Genomic DNA, 17774 nt, shown 5'->3' on the forward strand with positions numbered 1-17774 from the left:
GGTGCGAAGCGTGCGGTGCGGGCGCCGGGGTGCGCCGTCACCCCGGAGGTGTGGGTGCCGTGCCTTGAGCGGGTCACGGCAGGTCGGAAGGTGAGCTGGTGGTTCAGCTGTTGAACGCGGCGTCGAAGGACGCGGTGGGTGGTTCGAAGTCGAAGGCCTTGAGCCGGGTCAGCGCTTCGGGCGCCCCTTGGAGCCGGTCCATGCCGGCGTCCTCCCACTCGACGGAGACCGGGCCCGTGTAGTCGATGGAGCGCAGCATGCGGAAGACGTCCTCCCAGGGGACGTCGCCGTGCCCGGCGGATACGAAGTCCCAGCCGCGCCGCGGGTCGCCCCAGGGCAGGTGGGAGCCGAGCCGGCCGTTGCGTCCGTCGAGGCGCTTGCGGGCCTCTTTGCAGTCGACGTGGTAGATCCGGTCGCGGAAGTCCCAGAGGAAGCCGACCGGATCGAGGTCCTGCCACACGAAGTGCGAAGGGTCGAAGTTGAGGCCGAAGGCGGGGCGCCGGCCGACGGCTTCCAGGGCGCGCTGCGTGGTCCAGTAGTCGTAGGCGATCTCGCTGGGGTGGACCTCGTGTGCGAACCGCACGCCCTCGGCGTCGAAGACGTCGAGGATCGGGTTCCAGCGGTCGGCGAAGTCCTGGTAGCCGCGTTCGATCATCGTCTCGGGCGCGGGCGGGAACATGGCGACCAGGTGCCAGATGGCGGAGCCGGTGAACCCGATGACGGTGTTCACGCCGAAGGCGGCCGCAGCCCGGGCGGTGTCCTTCATGCGCTCGGCGGCGCGCTGCCGGACACCCTCCGGGTCTCCGTCGCCCCACACCTCTCCCGGCACGATGGCCTGGTGGCGTTCGTCGATGATGGCGTCGCAGACCGCCTGGCCCACCAGGTGGTTGGAGATGGCCCAGCACTTCAGGCCGTACTTGTCGAGCAGGGCCCGGCGGCCGTCCAGGTACGACGGGTCGGCGAGTGCCTTGTCGACTTCGAAGTGGTCGCCCCAGCAGGCGAGTTCGAGGCCGTCGTAGCCGAAGTCGCGGGCCAGGCGGCAGACCTCCTCCAGGGGCAGGTCCGCCCACTGGCCGGTGAAGAGCGTGAAGGTGCGGGGCATCGGAACAGGCCCTCCTCAGACCGCGATCGGCGTGTAGACGGAGTTCTTCTCGGCGCTCTCCTCGACAGCGGCGAGCACGCGCTGCACCTGGAGCCCGTCGGTGAAGGACGGCTCCGGTCGGCGTCCCTCGGCGATGGTGTGGACGAGGTCGCGGGCCTGGTGGACGAAGGTGTGCTCGTAGCCGAGGCCGTGGCCGGGCGGCCACCAGGCGTCCAGGTAGGGGTGGTCGGGTTCGGTGACGAGGATCCGGCGGAAGCCCGCCTCCGCGCCGGGCGTGGTGGCGTCGTGGAAGGACAGCTCGTTGAGCCGCTCCAGGTCGAAGGCGAGCGAGCCGCGCTCCCCGTTGACTTCGATGCGCAGGGCGTTCTTGCGGCCGGTGGCGTAGCGGGTGGCCTCGAAGGAGGCGAGGGCGCCGGAGGGGAAGCGGGCCGTGAAGAGGGCGGCGTCGTCGACGGTGACCAGCCCGGTGCCGGCGGAGGTGACGGCGGACAGCCCGCTCGTGGCGCCGGTGGGCAGGGGCCTCTCCCGTACGAAGGTCTCCGTGAGCGCGGAGACGCCTGCCAGCGGCTCCCCCACCAGGTACTGCGCGAGGTCGACGATGTGCGCGCCGAGGTCGCCCAGCGAGCCCGACCCGGCCTGCTCCCTGCGCAGCCGCCAGGTCAGCGGGAACCGCGGGTCGACCAGCCAGTCCTGGAGGTACGTCACGCGCACGTGCCTGAGCCTGCCCAGACGGCCCTCGGCGATCATGCGGCGGGCCTGCGCGGTGGCGGGCACCCGGCGGTAGTTGAAGCCGACCATCGCCACCTGGCCGCGCGCGTGGGCCTCCTCGGCGGCCCGCGCCATCGAGGTGGCCTCCTCGACGGTGTTGGCCAGGGGCTTCTCGCACAGGACGTGCTTGCCCGCGGCCAGCGCGGCCAGGGCGATCTCGGCGTGGCTGTCGCCGGGGGTGCAGATGTCGACGAGGTCGACGTCGTCCCGTTCGACGAGGGCCCGCCAGTCGGTCTCGGTGGACTCCCAGCCGTGCCGGTCGGCCGCGGCCCGGACGGCGGCGGCGTCCCGGCCGCAGATCACGGCCTGCACGGGGTTCAGCGGCAGGTCGAAGACGCGGCCCGCGGTGCGCCAGCCCTGGGAGTGGGCTGCGCCCATGAAGGCGTAGCCCACCATCCCCACGCGCAGGGGTGGCTTGCCTTTCTCGGTCCCTTCCGACTGCTGCTGCGGCTGTCCCATACGGGTGTCCTCCTCGTCCTGGTCGGGGTGGCGCACGTGGGGGGTGCGGGGTGGCTCACTTGAAGCCGGTGGACATGTACTGGTCGACGTTGGTCTTGTCGACGACGGCCGAGTAGAGGGTCAGGGACGACGGGATCTCGAACTCGGCGAGGCCCCCGATGCCCTTGCTCTGGCCGAGGGCGCGGGCCAGGTCGATGGCGGAGGCGGCCATGGTCGGCGGGTACAGCACGGTCGCCTTGAGGACACCGTCGTCCTGCTTGATGGCCTGGAACGCGGAGAGCGCGCCGGCGCCGCCGACCATCAGGAAGTCGTCGCGCCCGGCCTGCTCGATGGCGCGGAGCGCGCCGACGCCCTGGTCGTCGTCGTGGTTCCACAGCGCGTCGAACTTCGACTGGGCCTGGAGCAGCTGCGCCATCTTGGCCTGCCCGGACTCGACGGTGAACTCGGCGGCCTGCCGGGCGACCTTCTTGACGTTGGGGTAGTTCTTCAGGGCGTCGTCGAAGCCCTGGGTGCGCTGCTTGGTGAGCTCCAGGTTGTCCAGGCCCGCCAGTTCGATGACACGGGCGCCGGACTTTCCCTTGAGTTTCTCGCCGATGTAGTGCCCGGCGTTGAGGCCCATGCCGTAGTTGTCGCCGCCGATCCAGCAGCGGTACGCCTGCGGGGAGTTGAAGATCCGGTCGAGGTTGACGACCGGGATGCCGGCCCGCATGGCCTTCAGGCCGACCTGGGTGAGGGCCTTGCCGTCGGCGGGCAGCACGACCAGGACGTCGACCTTCTTGTTGATGAGGGTCTCGATCTGGCCGATCTGCTGGGCGGTGTCGTTGGAACCCTCGGTGATCTCCAGGGTGACGTCGGAGTACTTCTCGGCGCGGCTCTTGGCGTTGTCGTTGATGGCGTTGAGCCAGCCGTGGTCGGCCTGCGGTCCGGCGAAGCCGATGGTGACCTGCTTGCCGGGCTTGTCGTCGGCGGCGGGCTGGTCGTTGCCGGCCGGCTCGTCCTCGGCTTCGGACGGCTCGTTGCTCGTGCACCCCGTGAGAAGGGCACCGGCGGAGACGGCGGCGGCCCCGAAGAGCAGCCCTCTGCGGCTCGTGATCTCTGGCATGGCGGTCAACCCTTTCCTCAGGTCGTGCTCGCGGTACGGCGCTGGACCAGCACGGCGGCGACGATGATCGCGCCCTTGGCGATCTGCTGGACGTCGCTCTGCAGGTTGTTCAGGGCGAAGATGTTGGTGATCGTGAAGAAGATCAGGACGCCGAGCACGGAGCCGGTGATGGTGCCCCGGCCACCGGTGAGCAGGGTGCCGCCGATGATCGCGGCGGCGATGGCGTCGAGTTCGTACAGGTTGCCGTTGGTGTTCTGGCCTGAGCCGGACAGGACGATGAGGAGGAAGGCCGCGATGCCGCAGCACAGCCCGGACAGCAGATAGAGGTAGAGCCGCTGGCGGCGGACGTCGATGCCGGCGAGCCGGGCCGCCTCCGGGTTGCCCCCGACGGCGACCGTGCGGCGGCCGAAGGTGGTGCGGTTGAGCACCAGCCAGCCGATGACCGTCACGACGGCGAACACCAGGACCAGGGGCGGGATGCCGAGGACGTAGGCGTCACGCTCCCCCAGGTCGAGGACGGACGGCACGGTGACGATCTGCGTCTTGCCGTCGGTGATCTGCAGGGCGAGGCCACGGGCGGAGGCCAGCATGGCGAGGGTGGCGATGAACGGCACCATCGAGCCGTAGGCGATGAGCACCCCGTTGACCAGGCCGCAGCCGACGCCGACGACGATCGCCGTGAAGAGGATGCCCGCGAAGCCGTACTCCTGGGTGGCGACCGTGGTCGCCCACACCGAGGCGAGGGCGACGATCGCGCCGACCGACAGGTCGATGCCGCCGGAGACGATGACGAAGGTCATGCCGACGGTGACGACGCCGACCACGGAGGCCTGGGTGAGGACCAATTGCAGGTTACGGGTGTCGAGGAACTCGTCGGGCTTGGTGATGCCGCCGACGACGATCAGCGCGGCGAGCACGCCGAGCAAGGAGAGGGTGCGGACGTCGGCGCGGGCCAGCAGGCCGCGCCAGGCCGGGGGCCGGACCTCGGGCACCTTCGCGGTGCTGTCCCGTGGCGGGGAGACGGGCTGCGTCATGACGCCGGGCTTCCTTCCATGACCAGGTCGAGTACGCGGTGTTCGTCGAGTTCGCGCGCGGGTGCCGTGTGGACGACCCGGCCCTCGCGCAGCACCAGCACGCGGTCGGCGAGGCCGAGCACCTCGGGCACCTCGCTGGAGACCAGCAGGACGGCGAGGCCTTCGTCGGCGAGCCGGCGGATGACCGCGTAGAGCTCGGCGCGAGCGCCCACGTCGACACCGCGGGTGGGTTCGTCGAGCAGCAGCACCTTGCAGCCGCGCAGGAGCCAGCGGGCCAGGACTGCCTTCTGCTGGTTGCCGCCGGACAGGGTGCGCACCGGCACGGCCGGGTTGTCGGGCCGCAGCGACAGCTCGCGGGTGGCGGCCCGGGCGGCGCCGAGTTCGGCGCCCCGGTCGATCCAGCCGCCGCGTGCGAAGCGGGACATGGAGGAGACCGACACGTTGCGGGTGACGGACTCCAGCATCAGCAGGGCCTGCGCCTTGCGTTCCTCGGGGGCGAGCCCGAGTCCGGCCCGGACGGCGGCCCTTACGCTCCCCGGCTTGAGGGTCCGGCCGCCGACCCGCACCTGACCGGTGGCCGGTTTGCGGGCGCCGTAGACGGTCTCCAGGATCTCGGAGCGGCCCGAGCCGACGAGTCCGGCGAGGCCGACGATCTCGCCCGGCCGGACCTCCAGGTCGAGCGGCTCGAATTCGCCCTGCCTGGACAGCCCTTGGACGGTCAGCACGGGTTCGCCGGGCGGCGGGGAGAGGGGGCGGCCGGGGAAGACGTACTCGACGTTGCGGCCCGTCATCAGGGCGACGACCTCGCGGGTCGGCGTCGATCTCGCCGGGAGCCCGTTCGCCACGGCCCGTCCGTCCTTCAGGACGGTCACCCGGTCGCCGATCCGGCGGATCTCCTCCAGTCGGTGCGAGATGTAGACGACGGCGACTCCGGCGGCGGTCAGATCACCGACGATGCGGAACAGGTTGTCGACCTCGTCCGGGTCGAGAGCGGCGGACGGCTCGTCCATCACGATGAGCCGCACGTCGTGGGAGAGCGCCCGCGCCATGGACACGATCTGCTGCTGCGCGGCCGACAGTTGTCCCACGAGCCGGGCGGGATCGATCTCGGCATGACCGAGTCGCTTCAGCAGTGCGGCCGTCGACGCCTTGGCCGTCCTGCCGCGGACGACGAAGCCCGCGGTGGTCGGCTCGTGCCCGAGATGAACGTTCTCGGCGACCGACAGGTGCTCCACCAGGTCGAGTTCCTGGTAGATGGTGGCGATGCCGAGACGCATCGCGTTGATCGGCGAGCGGAGGGTGACCTCCTCGCCGCGCCAGCGGATGCTTCCGGTGTCGGGCTGGTGGGCGCCGGCCAGCACCTTGATGAGGGTGGACTTGCCAGCGCCGTTCTGGCCGAGGAGACAGTGCACCTCACCGGCCTGGACGTCCAGGTCGACTCCGTCCAGGGCCCGGACTCCGGGGAACGACTTGGTGATGCCGGACATGCTGAGCAGCGGTGGTTCTGGTGCCATGCGAATTCCCCTTGGCGGGCGTGCGGGCCGGTTTCAGGGCAGGGCAGAGCAGGGCGCTGTGCAGAGGGAGCCGTGCTGTCGTGAAGGACTACGCGGGTGAGAACAGGTGGTCGCTGATGAGCCGGGCCGCGCCGATCACTCCGGCGGTGGGACCCAACTCCCCGAGGACGATGGGGAGGTTGCCGGTCGCCAGCGGCAACGACTGGCGGTAGACCTGGGTGCGGATCGCGGCGAGCAGGGTGTGGCCGAGGCCGGTCACCCCGCCGCCGATCACCACCAGGCCCGGGTTGAAGAAGCTGACCAGGCCGGCGATGACCTGGCCGGTGCGGTTGCCGCCCTCGCGGATCAGATCGAGGGCGGTGGCGTCACCGGCTGCGGCCGCGGCGGCGACGTCCACGGCGGTGAGTGCGCCGTCGGTGTCCAGCCGCGAGGCCAGTTCGGCGGAGAGCCCCTGCTGGGCGGCTTCCGTCGCGTCTCGGGCCAGGGCCGCTCCGCTGAAGTGGGCCTCCAGGCAGCCCCGGTTGCCGCAGGCACAGGGGCGGCCGTCGGGGACGGCCTGGATGTGCCCGATGTCGCCGGCGCTGCCCGTCGTGCCGCGGTAGACCTCACCGCCGACGACGATGCCGCAGCCGATGCCGGTGCCGATCTTGACGCAGAGGAAGTCGGCGACGGTACGGGCGACGCCCGCGTGCTGCTCCCCCATCGCCATGAGGTTGACGTCGTTGTCGACCATGACCGGGCAGCCGAGTTCCTGGCTGAGTGCCTCCCGCACGGGGAAGCCGTCCCAGCCGGGCATGATCGGCGGTGCGACCGGGATGCCCTCGGGGAAGCGGACGGGGCCCGGGACACCGATGCCGGCGCCGTCGAACCCCTCCGCGAGCCCGGACACCCTCAGCTTCGCGGCCATGGCCAGGACCTGCTCGAAGACCGCGACGGGCCCTTCGCGCACGTCCATGGGCTGGGTGAGGTGCCCGAGTGTCTCCAGCTCGGCGTTGGTGACGGCGACGTCGACCGAGGTCGCGCCGATGTCGACGCCGAGGAAGCGGAGTTCGGGGTTGAGCCGGATGTTGTGGGAACGGCGGCCCCCGCGCGAAGCGGCGAGTCCGTCGGCCACGACCAGCCCCGTCTCCAGCAGCCGGTCCACCTCCACGGCGAGCTTGGACCGCGAGAGGTCGACCTGGTCGCCCAACTGGGCACGGGAGTTGGGGCCGCCGTCACGCAACAGCTTGAGCAGTCGGGCCTGGTGGGCGTTTCCGGGTCGTGCGGTCATACGTCTCACGAGCCCCTCCCCGCCTCGATCGGCCTGCGCGCGCCGGTTTTCCGCCACCTCGGTGGCTTGCTTTCGGAGGGAACGTAGCAGCGGCTGCCGGGAGTGGGAAGAAGTCGCGCAGAGATTGCCCCCTACTTTCTCCACTCGCAGGACAAAGCCGTGGCGAAGGGTGCCCTGCCTCGCAGCGGGGCGAGGTGGCACCACGAAGCCCCGGAGCTACGGAACCCCGGGGCTTCGGACCTGCAGACCTACGGACCTACGGCCTACGGGCCTACGGGCCTACGGGCCCGTGGAGGAGCTACACAGCTACACAGCCACGAAGCCACGAGGCCACGAAGCTACGAGCGGGAACGCGCGTGATACGACCGCCGCGTGTGCTCGGTGTGTTCGCGCATCAGCCGGGTGGCGCGCTGTTCGTCCCGGTCGGCGACCGCGGCGATCAGTTCGCGGTGCTCGATCCAGGACTGGTGGCCGCGCCGGCGGGCCACCGGCGTGTAGTACCAGCGCACGCGCCGGTCGACCTGGGCGGCGAGTTCGGCCAGGACCGCGTTGCCGGCGAGCTCCATGATCTTGGCGTGGAAGCGGGCGTTCATGGCGACGGCCGCGTCCACGTCGTCGGCGTCGACGGCCTTCTCGCCCTCCGCGCACAGCGCTTCGAGCGCGGCGATGCCCGCGCTGTCGGCGTTGGCCGCCGCGAGCCGGGCAGCCTCGGCCTCCAGGAGCGTACGGACCGTGAGGAGCTGGTCGGCCTCCTCCTCCGTCGGCTCGTGCACGAACGCGCCCTGGGCGGGCCGCAGATCGACCCACCCCTCGGTGTTGAGCCGCTGCAGCGCCTCGCGCACCGGCTGCCGGGAGACGCCGAGGTGCCCGGCGAGTTCGCTCTCGACGAGGTGCTGGCCGGGCTGGAGCGCACGGGTGGTGATGAGTTCGAGCAGTGCCTCGTAGACACGGTCGCGCAGCGGACCCGGGCGTTCCAGCTTGGGTACCGCCCCCTGGGGCAGGCCTGTCGACAGCATCGCGGTCCCCCTCCTCGGCAGGGCCGTGCACAGCGCGGCGCGAACCGGTATCGCCGCAGAGTCAGTATTGATTGTCTTTCGTCTACAGTCTACGGCGCACAAGGGGCAGGTTTTCGGGGAGTTGACCGCGTCACACCCCGGGGCAGGGCCGGGTCACGACGCCCAGCCGCTCACGGGCAGCGCACGACCTGCCCGGCGTAGGACAGGTTGCCGCCGAAGCCGAACAGCAGCACCGGGTCGCCCGTGGTGAGCGAGCCCTGCTCGACCAGCTTCGAGAAGGCCAGCGGGATGCTCGCGGCCGAGGTGTTGCCGGACTCGGTGACATCGCGCGCGACGACCGCGTTGACGGCGCCGATCTTCTGCGCCAGAGGTTCGATGATGCGCAGGTTCGCCTGGTGCAGCACCACTCCGGCGAGGTCGGCCGGCTCCAGCCCGGCCCGCTCGCAGGCCCGGCGGGCGATGGGCGGGAGCTGAGTGGTGGCCCAACGGTAGACGCTCTGGCCCTCCTGCGCGAAGCGCGGCGGGGTGCCCTCGATGCGCACCGCGTTACCCATCTCGGGCACCGAGCCCCACAGGACCGGCCCGATCGCCGGCTCGTCGGCGGCCTCCACCACCGCGGCCCCGGCCCCGTCCCCGACGAGCACGCAGGTGGTGCGGTCGCTCCAGTCGGTCACCTCGGACATCTTGTCGGCCCCGATGACCAGCACCCGGCTCGCGCCCCCCGCGCGGACGGCGTGGTCGGCGGTGGCCAGGGCGTGGGTGAAGCCGGCGCACACGACGTTGAGGTCCATGGTGGCGGCCTGCGGGATGCCCACCCGGGCCGCCACCCGGGCGGCCATGTTGGGCGAGCGGTCGACGGCGGTGGAGGTGGCGACCAGCACCAGGTCGATGTCCGCGGGGGTCAGTCCCGCCGCGGCGAGGGCCTTGGCGGCGGCATGGGCGGCCAGCTCGTCGACCGGCTCGTCGGGGCCCGCGATGTGCCGCGTGCGGATGCCCACCCGGCTCCGGATCCACTCGTCACTGGTGTCGACCAGGCCCGCCAGGTCCTCGTTGGTGAGGATTTTGGCGGGCTGGTAGTGGCCGACGGCGGCGATGCGCGAGCCGTTCATTGGGTGGATCCCCCTCGTGCCTTGGGTAGCGGATCCACCAGTCTGATCAGTGACTCACGGGTACGACGGCAGCCAAGGCGACAGGAAACGGGCGCCGGGGTTGTTCGCTTCGGTCAGGTGCTCGGACGCCCGGACACCTGTCGAGCGCCCACCCGGCGGCCCGGCCCCTGCCCGCGCCCCGGCTTCCACCCGCGTCCCGGCGCTATCCGGTGAACAGCTGCGTCGCCTTGCGGACGAGCTCGTACAGTCCGTAGGCGAGCGGTACGCCCACCCACGCCCAGGAGAGGGCGATCAGCCACCGCCGGTCCGGGCTAGGCGGATTCTGACTGCTGTCGCTCGGCATGGGCGGCCTCCTTCGGGGCGGGGGCGTGGTGGCGTGGGTCGACGGGCCGGACCAGTTCGTTGGCTACGAAGCCGACGACGAGCAGCCCGATCATGATGGCGAAGGACAGGCCGTACAGGGACGCGCCGTGCCGGCCCGCCTCCTCCTGCCGGTCGGCGATCCAGTTCACGATCAGCGGGCCGAGCACCCCGGCCGTGGACCATGCGGTGAGCAGCCGCCCATGGATGGCACCGACCTGGTACGTACCGAACAAATCCTTCAGATAGGCGGGAACCGTGGCGAATCCGCCGCCGTAGAAGGAGAGGACGACCAGGGCGCACAGGATGAACAGCGGCTTGGAGGAGTCGCCGAACAGGGCGATGAGGGCGTACATCAGGGCGCCGACGCCCAGGTAGACGCGGTAGATGTTCTTGCGGCCGATGAGGTCGGACGTCGAGGACCAGCCAATGCGGCCCGCCATGTTCGCCGCCGACAGCAGCGCGACGAATCCGGCGGCGGCTGTCACGGACACCGGGGTGGAGGTGTCGGCGAAGAAGTCCGTGATCATTGGTGCGGCCTTCTCCAGGATGCCGATACCCGCGGTGACGTTCATGCAGAGCACGATCCACAGGAGCCAGAACTGCGGGGTGCGCAGCGCCTGTTTCGCGGAGACCTGCGGGCCGGTGGGTTCGTGTCCCGCAGTTCCCCGCGCCCCTGGGGCATCCCTCGGAACCCGGACCAGAAGCACCCCCAGCAGCATGAAGACGGTGTATGACAGCCCGTGCACGAGGAAGGCGAGGGCGATGCCGGAGCTGTCGCCGCCGAACGACTCCAGCATCTGGGCCGACCACGGCGAGGCGATGAGCGCGCCGCCGCCGAAGCCCATGATGGCGATGCCGGTGGCCATGCCGGGCCGGTCCGGGAACCACTTGATCAGCGTGGAGACGGGTGAGATGTAGCCGATGCCCAGACCGATGCCGCCGACGAAGCCGTAGCCGAGGACGATCAGCCAGTACTGCTCCAGGTGCGCGCCCAGCGCGGAGAGCAGGAAGCCGGAGGAGAAGCAGAGCAGGGCGACGGTCATCGCCCAGCGCGGGCCGTTGCGCTCCACGAGGGTGCCGCCGAACGCGGCGGACAGGCCCAGCATGACGATGCCCAGCTGGAAGGGCAGCGCGCTCTGCGTGCCGCTGAGGCCGAGCGCGGACTCCAGGGGCGGCTTGAACACGCTCCAGGCGTAGGCCTGGCCGATGGAGAGATGTACGGAGAGAGCAGCGGGCGGAACGAGCCAGCGGCTCCAGCCCGGGGGCGCGACGGGGGGACTCATGAATCCCGGACGGTAGGGATCCCCAAGGGAGTTGGGAAGACGAGCCGTCGACCGTATGCGGTGAGCGGTATCCGGCATGCGCCGAACGGTCGGCGCGCGCGCCCTTGCCCACCCAACCTCCATACTGTAGACAATATTTCGTCGACATCTTCCGGTCCGAGCCGGTCTCGCTCTCCCCCCACCTCCGCGGTATCCCTCAAACCGAACGGAGCGTTCCCGTGAAAGTCGCAGTTCTCGGCGCCGGTGCCATCGGCGCCTACGTCGGCGCCGCGCTCCACCGCGCTGGTGCCGAGGTGCATCTCATCGCCCGTGGACCGCATCTGGCGGCCATGAGGCGGCACGGAGTCCGGGTGCGCAGCCCACGCGGCGACTTCACCGCGCACCCCCACGCCACCGACGACCCGGCCGAGGTAGGCCCGGTCGACCATGTCTTCCTGGGCCTGAAGGCCAACGCGTACGCGGCGTGCGGGCCGCTGATCGCGCCCTTGCTGCACGGGACGACCTCGATCGTCGCGGCCCAGAACGGCATCCCCTGGTGGTACTTCCACCGGCACGGCGGCCCGTACGACGGCCATCGTGTCGAGAGTGTCGACCCGGACGGCGCGGTCAGTGCGGTGCTGGCGCCGGAACGGGCCGTCGGCTGTGTCGTCTACGCGGCGACCGAGCTCGAAGGACCGGGCGTCGTACGTCACTTGGAGGGCACGCGGTTCTCCATCGGCGAACCGGACCGCAGCCGCTCCGCGCGCTGTCTCGACTTCAGCGAGGCCATGCAGGCGGGCGGTCTGAAGTGCCCGGTCGAGCCGGACCTGCGCGGCGACATCTGGGTCAAGCTGCTCGGCAACATCTCCTTCAACCCGATCAGCGCGCTGGCCCGCGCGACCATGCGGCAGATGTGCCTGCACGGCGGCACCCGCAAGGTCATCGAGATCATGATGACCGAGACGCTCGCGGTCGCCACGGCCCTCGGCTGCGAGGTCGGCGTCTCCATCGAGCGCCGGCTCGCCGGTGCCGAGCGGGTCGGCGACCACCGCACCTCCACGCTCCAGGACCTGGAGCGCGGCAAGCCGCTCGAACTCGACGTGCTGCTCGCGGCGGTCGTCGAACTGGCGGAGATCACCGGCGTGGAGGTGCCCACCCTGCGCACCGTGCACGCCATCTCGGACCTGCTCGCGCTGAGGAGCGCCGCATGAGGAATCGCGACCGGACCCCCACGACCTACACCCGGCTCACCCACCCGCTCGTCCGGGACTCCCGCAACGAACCGTTCCGGCGGGCCACCTGGGAGGAGGCCCTGGACCGGGCCGCCCGGGACCTCGGGCGCAACCGCGGCGCCTTCGGCATGTTCAGCTGTGCCCGCGCCACCAACGAGATGAACTACGTGGCGCAGAAGTTCGCCCGGGTCGTCATGGGCACCAACAACGTCGACTCCTGCAACCGCACCTGCCACGCCCCGAGCGTGGCGGGCCTGTCGGCGGCGTTCGGCTCGGGCGGCGGGACGTCGTCGTACGAGGAGATCGAGCGCACCGACGTCATCGTGATGTGGGGCTCCAACGCCCGGTTCGCGCATCCGATCTTCTTCCAGCACGTACTGAAGGGGATCAGGAACGGCGCCCGGATGTACGCGGTGGATCCGCGCCGGACCTCGACCGCCGAGTGGGCTGAGAGCTGGATGGGGCTCAACGTCGGCACGGACATCCCGATGGCGCACGCGATCGGCCGCGAGATCATCCATGCGGGGCTGGCGAACGAGGCGTTCATCGAGCGGGCGACGAGCGGCTTCGAGGAGTACAAGGCCCTGGTCGAGCCGTGGACGCTGTCGCTCGCCGAGAAGGTGACGGGTGTGCCGGCCGCGGCGATCCGCGAGCTGGCGCACGCCTATGCCCGTGCCGAGCGGGCCCAGTTGTGCTGGACCCTCGGCATCACCGAGCACCACAACGGCACCGACAACGTCCGCGCCCTGATCAACCTGTCGCTGCTCACCGGGCACGTCGGCCGCTACGGCTCGGGCCTGCAGCCCCTGCGTGGGCAGAACAACGTGCAAGGCGGCGGCGACATGGGCGCGATCCCCAACCGGCTGCCCGGCTTCCAGGACATCCTCGACCCGGACAGCCGGCTGAAGTTCGAGTCGGCCTGGGACACCGTCATCCAGCCGCACTACGGCCTGAACCTCACGGAGATGTTCGAGGCCATGGAGGACGGCACGCTCAAGGCCGTCTACTGCATCGGCGAGAACCCGGCGCAGTCCGAGGCGGACAGCGAGCAGGCCGTACGGCGGCTGAAGGCGCTGGACTTCCTGGTCGTGCAGGACATCTTCCTCACGAAGACGGCCGGGCTCGCGGACGTCGTCCTGCCGGCCACCGCCGGCTGGGCGGAGACCGACGGCACGACCACCAACAGCGAACGGCGGGTCCAGCGCGTGCGCAAGGCCGTCAGCCCGCCCGGTGAGGCCCGCGAGGACATCGACATCATCTGCGACCTGGCGACGCGTCTCGGCCACGACTGGAAGTACGCCGACGCCGAGGCCGTGTGGAACGAACTGGGGTCCGTCTCGCCCGACCACTACGGCATGACGTACGAGCGGCTGGAGGAGCACCAAGGCATCCAGTGGCCCTGCCCCAGCACGGACGCCGTCGAACCCACCTACCTGCACGGCCGGTTGTGGGAGACCGACCCCGCCCGGCGGGGCCCGCTCGCGCCCTTCGGGATCGTGCAGCACGACCCGCCGGTGGACCTCACCGACGAGAGGTACCCGATCCGGCTCACCACAGGGCGGCGGCTCGACTCGTACAACACCGGTGTGCAGAGCGGCGGTTACGCCTCCCCGCTCAGGCGCGGCGAGTTCGTCGAACTGTCCCCGGAGGACGCCGAGCGCTACGGGGTCGTGGTCGGCGAGCACGTCCAGGTGACCTCGCGGCGCGGGTCGGTGACCGCGCCGGTGTGGGTGGACACCGCGCTGCGGCCGGGGCTGGCCTTCATGACCATGCACTTCCCCGACGAGGTGGACACCAACGCCCTGACGATCGAGGCGAACTGCCCGATCGCGGGGACGGCGGAGTTCAAGGCGTCGGCGATCCGGATCGAGAAGCTGCCCATCGCGACCATCGTGGGGTGACGTAAGTGGATCTGCACTTCGGTGACAGCAAACCGACGGACGAGGAGCGGGCGGCCGTGGACGCCCTGCTCGGGCCTCCGGAGTCCTCCTGGGAAGGCGCCGCCCGCGATGAGATGCGAGCCGCCGACCTGCGGTGGGCACGGGGCGGGCGCGAGGCCCGGGACCGTCGCGACCTGCTGCTGCCGGGGCTGCACGCGATCAACGACCGGATCGGCTGGATCAGCGAGGGCGCCCTCGGCTACCTGTGCCGGCGGCTGACGGTGCCGCCGGCACAGGCCTACGGGGTCGCTACCTTCTACGCCATGTTCTCGGTCAAGCCGCGTCCGGCGACCGTGCTCCACGTGTGCACGGACCTGGCGTGCGCGGCGGCGGGTGCGCCGGAGCTGTGTGCCGGGATCGAGGCGCGGCTGGGCCCCGGCAGCGGGGTGAGCGTCGAGCGCAGCCCCTGCCTGGGCCTGTGCGAACGGGCCCCGGCCGCACTCGCGATCAAGGCCGGGGATCCCGTCCGTACGGCGGTCTCGGCGCCGGCGACCGTCGAGGGGGCCGTGCTCGCCGCGAGCGCGCCCGACTCCGCACCGGAGGAGCCACCGGCCGCGCGGGCGGTGCCCCAGGCCGGGCAGGACGGCCTGATGCTGCTGCACCGCGTCGGCGTGGTCGACCCGTCGTCCCTCGACGACTACCGCGCCCACGGCGGCTACACCGCCCTGCGCCGGGCCTTCGAACTCGGCCCCGCCGGGGTCATCCGCGAGGTCACGGACTCGGGCCTGGTCGGGCGCGGCGGCGCCGCGTTCCCCACCGGCCGCAAGTGGCAGGCCACGGCGTCCCAGCCGGACCGTCCGCACTACCTCGTCTGCAACGCCGACGAGTCGGAGCCGGGCACCTTCAAGGACCGGGCACTGATGGAGGGCGACCCGTACGCGATCGTCGAGGCGATGACGATCGCCGGGTACGCGACCGGCGCGCACCGGGGCTACCTGTATTTGCGCGGCGAGTACCCGCGCGCCCTGCACCTGCTGGAGCACGCGATCGGCCAGGCCCGTGCGCGCGGACTGCTCGGCGACGACGTCCTCGGCCAGGGCTACGCCTTCGACATCGAGATCCGGCGCGGTGCCGGCGCCTACATCTGCGGTGAGGAGACGGCCCTGTTCAACTCCATCGAGGGCTACCGGGGCGAGCCGCGCTCCAAGCCGCCGTTCCCGGTGGAGAAGGGCCTGTTCGGCAAGCCGACGGTCGAGAACAACGTCGAGACACTGGTCAACGTGCTGCCGATCCTGACGATGGGCGCCCCGGCGTACGCGGCGATCGGCACGGGGCGGTCCACCGGCCCGAAGCTGTTCTGCGTGTCCGGAACTGTGGAGCGGCCCGGCGTCTACGAGGTGCCGTTCGGTGCGACGCTGGGCGAGCTGCTCGCGCTCGCCGGGGTGCGGGACGGGCTGCGGGCGGTGCTGCTCGGCGGCGCGGCGGGCGGCTTCGTACGGGCCGACGAGACGGACATTCCACTCACCTTCGAAGGCACCGGGGAGGCGGGCACGACGCTCGTCTCGGGCGTCGTCATGGCCTTCGACGGCAGTGTGCCGCTGCCCAGGCTGCTGCTGCGCATCGCGGCGTTCTTCCGCGACGAGTCGTGCGGTCAGTGCGTGCCCTGCCGGGTCGGCACGGTGCGGCAGGAGGAGGCGCTGCACCGGATCGTGGATCGCACGGGCGCCGAGGCCGCCGGGGACGTCGCGCTGCTGCGGGAAGTCGGACGCGCCATGCGGGACGCCTCGATCTGCGGTCTGGGCCAGACCGCGTGGAACGCCGTGGAATCCGCCATCGACCGTCTGGGGGCGTACGAATGACCGTCACACCGCTGGGGATCCCGCGCCGCATGCTGGAGTTCACCCTCGACGGGGAGGAGGCCCGGGTCCCCGAGGGCTCGACGATCCTGGACGCGTGCCGGGCCGCCGGGAAGGACGTCCCGACCCTGTGCGAGGGCGACACGCTGCGCCCGAAGAACGCCTGCCGGATCTGCGTCGTGGAAGTCGAGGGAGCGAGGACGCTCGTCCCGGCCTGCTCGCGCAAGGCCGAGCCGGGCATGGAGGTCCGTACGGACACCGAGCGCGCCCGGCACAGCCGCAAGGTCGTCCTGGAACTGCTCGCGTCGTCGGTCGACCTGTCGACGACCCCGAAGGTCGCCGGGTGGCTCAAGGAGTACGAGGCGAAGCCGGACCGCTTCGGCCCCGGCGCGGCGCGGCTGAACGAGGAGCCGAGGGTCGACAACGACCTGTACGTCCGCGACTACGACAAGTGCATCCTCTGCTACAAGTGCGTCGACGCCTGCGGCGATCAGTGGCAGAACACCTTCGCGATCTCGGTCGCCGGGCGCGGTTTCGACGCCCGGATCGCCGTGGAACACGACGCGCCGCTGACCGACTCGGCGTGCGTGTACTGCGGGAACTGCATCGAGGTGTGTCCCACGGGCGCGCTGTCCTTCAAGTCCGAGTTCGACATGCGCGCGGCGGGTACCTGGGACGAGGCACGGCAGACGGAGACGACCACGGTGTGCGCGTACTGCGGAGTGGGCTGCAACCTGACACTGCACGTGCAGGACAATGAGATCGTCAAGGTCACCTCGCCGCACGACAACCCGGTGACCCACGGCAATCTCTGCATCAAGGGCCGCTTCGGCTACCAGCACGTACAGAACCGGGACTGATCAGGACATGGGACGAGTCACGGAACGACGCAAGGTGCTCCGCATCCGCGACGGGGCGGTCTCCAGCCGTCCGGACACGCTCGTCGCCGAGGAACCGATGGAGATACGGCTCAACGGCAAGCCTCTGGCGATCACCATGCGCACGCCTGGCGACGACTTCGCGCTGGCTGCCGGGTTCCTGGTGAGCGAGGGGGTGCTGGCCGGGCGGCAGGACCTGCAGAACATCGTGTACTGCGCCGGGGCCACGGCCGAGGGCTCGAACACGTACAACGTGGTCGACGTGAAGACCTCCCAGGACGTGGTGGTCCCGGACATCACGCTGGAGCGCAACGTCTACACCACGTCCTCGTGCGGGCTGTGCGGCAAGGCGTCGCTGGACGCGGTGCGCACCACGGCCCGGTGGCCGATCGCCGACACTCCCCCGGTCCGGATCTCCCCCGAGCTGCTCGCGAGCCTTCCCGACCGGCTGCGCGCGGCCCAGCGGGTCTTCGACCGGACCGGGGGCCTGCACGCGGCGGCGCTGTTCTCGGAACGCGGCGAGCTGCTGGACGTCCGGGAGGACGTGGGCCGGCACAACGCGGTCGACAAGCTGGTCGGTCGGGCCCTGCAGAACGGGGAGCTGCCGCTGTCGCGGACGATCCTGCTCGTGTCGGGCCGGGCCTCCTTCGAGCTGGCGCAGAAGGCCGTGATGGCCGGCATTCCGGTCCTGGCGGCCGTGTCGGCGCCGTCGTCACTGGCGGTGGACCTGGCCGCCGAGACGGGCCTGACGCTGGTGGGCTTCCTGCGGGGCAGTTCCATGAACGTGTACGCGGGTGAGGACCGGATCGCTGTGCGGGCCGCGGCCGCCCAGGGCTGAGCAGGTCCCTCCCGCGACACGGCGGCGGGGCCCCGACCGGCGGGGAGCGCCCCCTGCGCCGCAGGGGCCCCGTCTCGGCCTGCCCTCACGA

The 17774-nt window shown here is 71.1% G+C and carries 15 protein-coding genes; 5 read left to right on the forward strand and 10 right to left on the reverse strand.

Annotated elements, in window-relative coordinates; translation table 11 throughout:
• Nucleotides 1–103: 103 nt before the first annotated feature.
• The 10 genes from ACIQU3_RS15920 to ACIQU3_RS15965 all read right to left on the reverse strand — a co-directional run bounded on the left by ACIQU3_RS15920 (nucleotide 104) and on the right by ACIQU3_RS15965 (nucleotide 11020).
• Nucleotides 104–1102 (reverse strand): sugar phosphate isomerase/epimerase family protein, encoded by a 999-nt coding sequence (locus ACIQU3_RS15920; protein WP_403925513.1) that lies wholly within the window; start codon nucleotides 1100–1102, stop codon nucleotides 104–106.
• A gap of 15 nt (nucleotides 1103–1117) precedes the next feature.
• A complete protein-coding gene (locus tag ACIQU3_RS15925; protein WP_403733886.1) occupies nucleotides 1118–2329 on the reverse strand; it encodes a Gfo/Idh/MocA family protein in 1212 nt (403 codons plus the stop codon).
• A gap of 55 nt (nucleotides 2330–2384) precedes the next feature.
• The gene (locus tag ACIQU3_RS15930; RefSeq protein WP_403733882.1) at nucleotides 2385–3431 is read right to left on the reverse strand and encodes a substrate-binding domain-containing protein; all 1047 of its coding nucleotides are present in this window, start codon (nucleotides 3429–3431) and stop codon (nucleotides 2385–2387) included.
• A 17-nt stretch (nucleotides 3432–3448) separates the two neighbouring features.
• Nucleotides 3449–4465 carry an ABC transporter permease gene (locus ACIQU3_RS15935; protein WP_403733878.1) on the reverse strand — a complete coding sequence of 339 codons (1017 nt, stop codon included), beginning with the start codon at nucleotides 4463–4465 and terminating at the stop codon, nucleotides 3449–3451.
• A complete protein-coding gene (locus ACIQU3_RS15940) occupies nucleotides 4462–5979 on the reverse strand; it encodes a sugar ABC transporter ATP-binding protein (protein ID WP_403925516.1) in 1518 nt (505 codons plus the stop codon). Before ACIQU3_RS15940 ends, ACIQU3_RS15935 begins: the two co-directional genes overlap by 4 nt.
• 88 nt (nucleotides 5980–6067) lie before the next feature.
• A complete protein-coding gene (locus tag ACIQU3_RS15945) occupies nucleotides 6068–7249 on the reverse strand; it encodes an ROK family protein (RefSeq protein WP_403733871.1) in 1182 nt (393 codons plus the stop codon).
• 338 nt (nucleotides 7250–7587) lie between these two features.
• Nucleotides 7588–8265, reverse strand: coding sequence for a GntR family transcriptional regulator (locus ACIQU3_RS15950; protein WP_403733869.1), 678 nt, complete (start codon nucleotides 8263–8265; stop codon nucleotides 7588–7590).
• A 170-nt stretch (nucleotides 8266–8435) separates the two neighbouring features.
• Entirely contained in the window at nucleotides 8436–9374 is a 939-nt protein-coding gene (locus tag ACIQU3_RS15955) for a beta-ketoacyl-ACP synthase III (protein ID WP_403925519.1), read from the reverse strand.
• A gap of 202 nt (nucleotides 9375–9576) precedes the next feature.
• On the reverse strand, nucleotides 9577–9717 hold the full coding sequence (locus tag ACIQU3_RS15960; RefSeq protein WP_403733864.1) for a hypothetical protein: 141 nt from the start codon (nucleotides 9715–9717) through the stop codon (nucleotides 9577–9579).
• On the reverse strand, nucleotides 9686–11020 hold the full coding sequence (locus ACIQU3_RS15965) for an OFA family MFS transporter (protein WP_403925521.1): 1335 nt from the start codon (nucleotides 11018–11020) through the stop codon (nucleotides 9686–9688). Before ACIQU3_RS15965 ends, ACIQU3_RS15960 begins: the two co-directional genes overlap by 32 nt.
• Nucleotides 11021–11238: 218 nt before the next feature.
• Between ACIQU3_RS15965 and ACIQU3_RS15970 the strand changes: the two genes are divergently transcribed.
• From ACIQU3_RS15970 to fdhD, 5 genes are read left to right on the forward strand one after another with little or no spacing between them, the layout of a single operon-like run.
• Nucleotides 11239–12210, forward strand: coding sequence for a 2-dehydropantoate 2-reductase (locus ACIQU3_RS15970; protein WP_403925524.1), 972 nt, complete (start codon nucleotides 11239–11241; stop codon nucleotides 12208–12210).
• Complete coding sequence (locus tag ACIQU3_RS15975; protein ID WP_403925527.1) at nucleotides 12207–14132, forward strand: molybdopterin oxidoreductase family protein; 1926 nt, start codon at nucleotides 12207–12209, stop codon at nucleotides 14130–14132. Before ACIQU3_RS15970 ends, ACIQU3_RS15975 begins: the two co-directional genes overlap by 4 nt.
• Before the next feature lie 5 nt (nucleotides 14133–14137).
• A complete protein-coding gene (locus tag ACIQU3_RS15980; RefSeq protein ID WP_403925530.1) occupies nucleotides 14138–15970 on the forward strand; it encodes an NAD(P)H-dependent oxidoreductase subunit E in 1833 nt (610 codons plus the stop codon).
• Nucleotides 15967–16827 carry a 2Fe-2S iron-sulfur cluster-binding protein gene (locus tag ACIQU3_RS15985; RefSeq protein WP_403925533.1) on the forward strand — a complete coding sequence of 287 codons (861 nt, stop codon included), beginning with the start codon at nucleotides 15967–15969 and terminating at the stop codon, nucleotides 16825–16827. Before ACIQU3_RS15980 ends, ACIQU3_RS15985 begins: the two co-directional genes overlap by 4 nt.
• A 7-nt stretch (nucleotides 16828–16834) precedes the next feature.
• On the forward strand, nucleotides 16835–17683 hold the full coding sequence (gene fdhD, locus ACIQU3_RS15990; RefSeq protein WP_403733840.1) for a formate dehydrogenase accessory sulfurtransferase FdhD: 849 nt from the start codon (nucleotides 16835–16837) through the stop codon (nucleotides 17681–17683).
• Nucleotides 17684–17774 lie beyond the last annotated feature (91 nt).

The organism is Streptomyces sp. NPDC101110 (assembly GCF_044759525.1).
Lineage (GTDB): Bacteria > Actinomycetota > Actinomycetes > Streptomycetales > Streptomycetaceae > Streptomyces.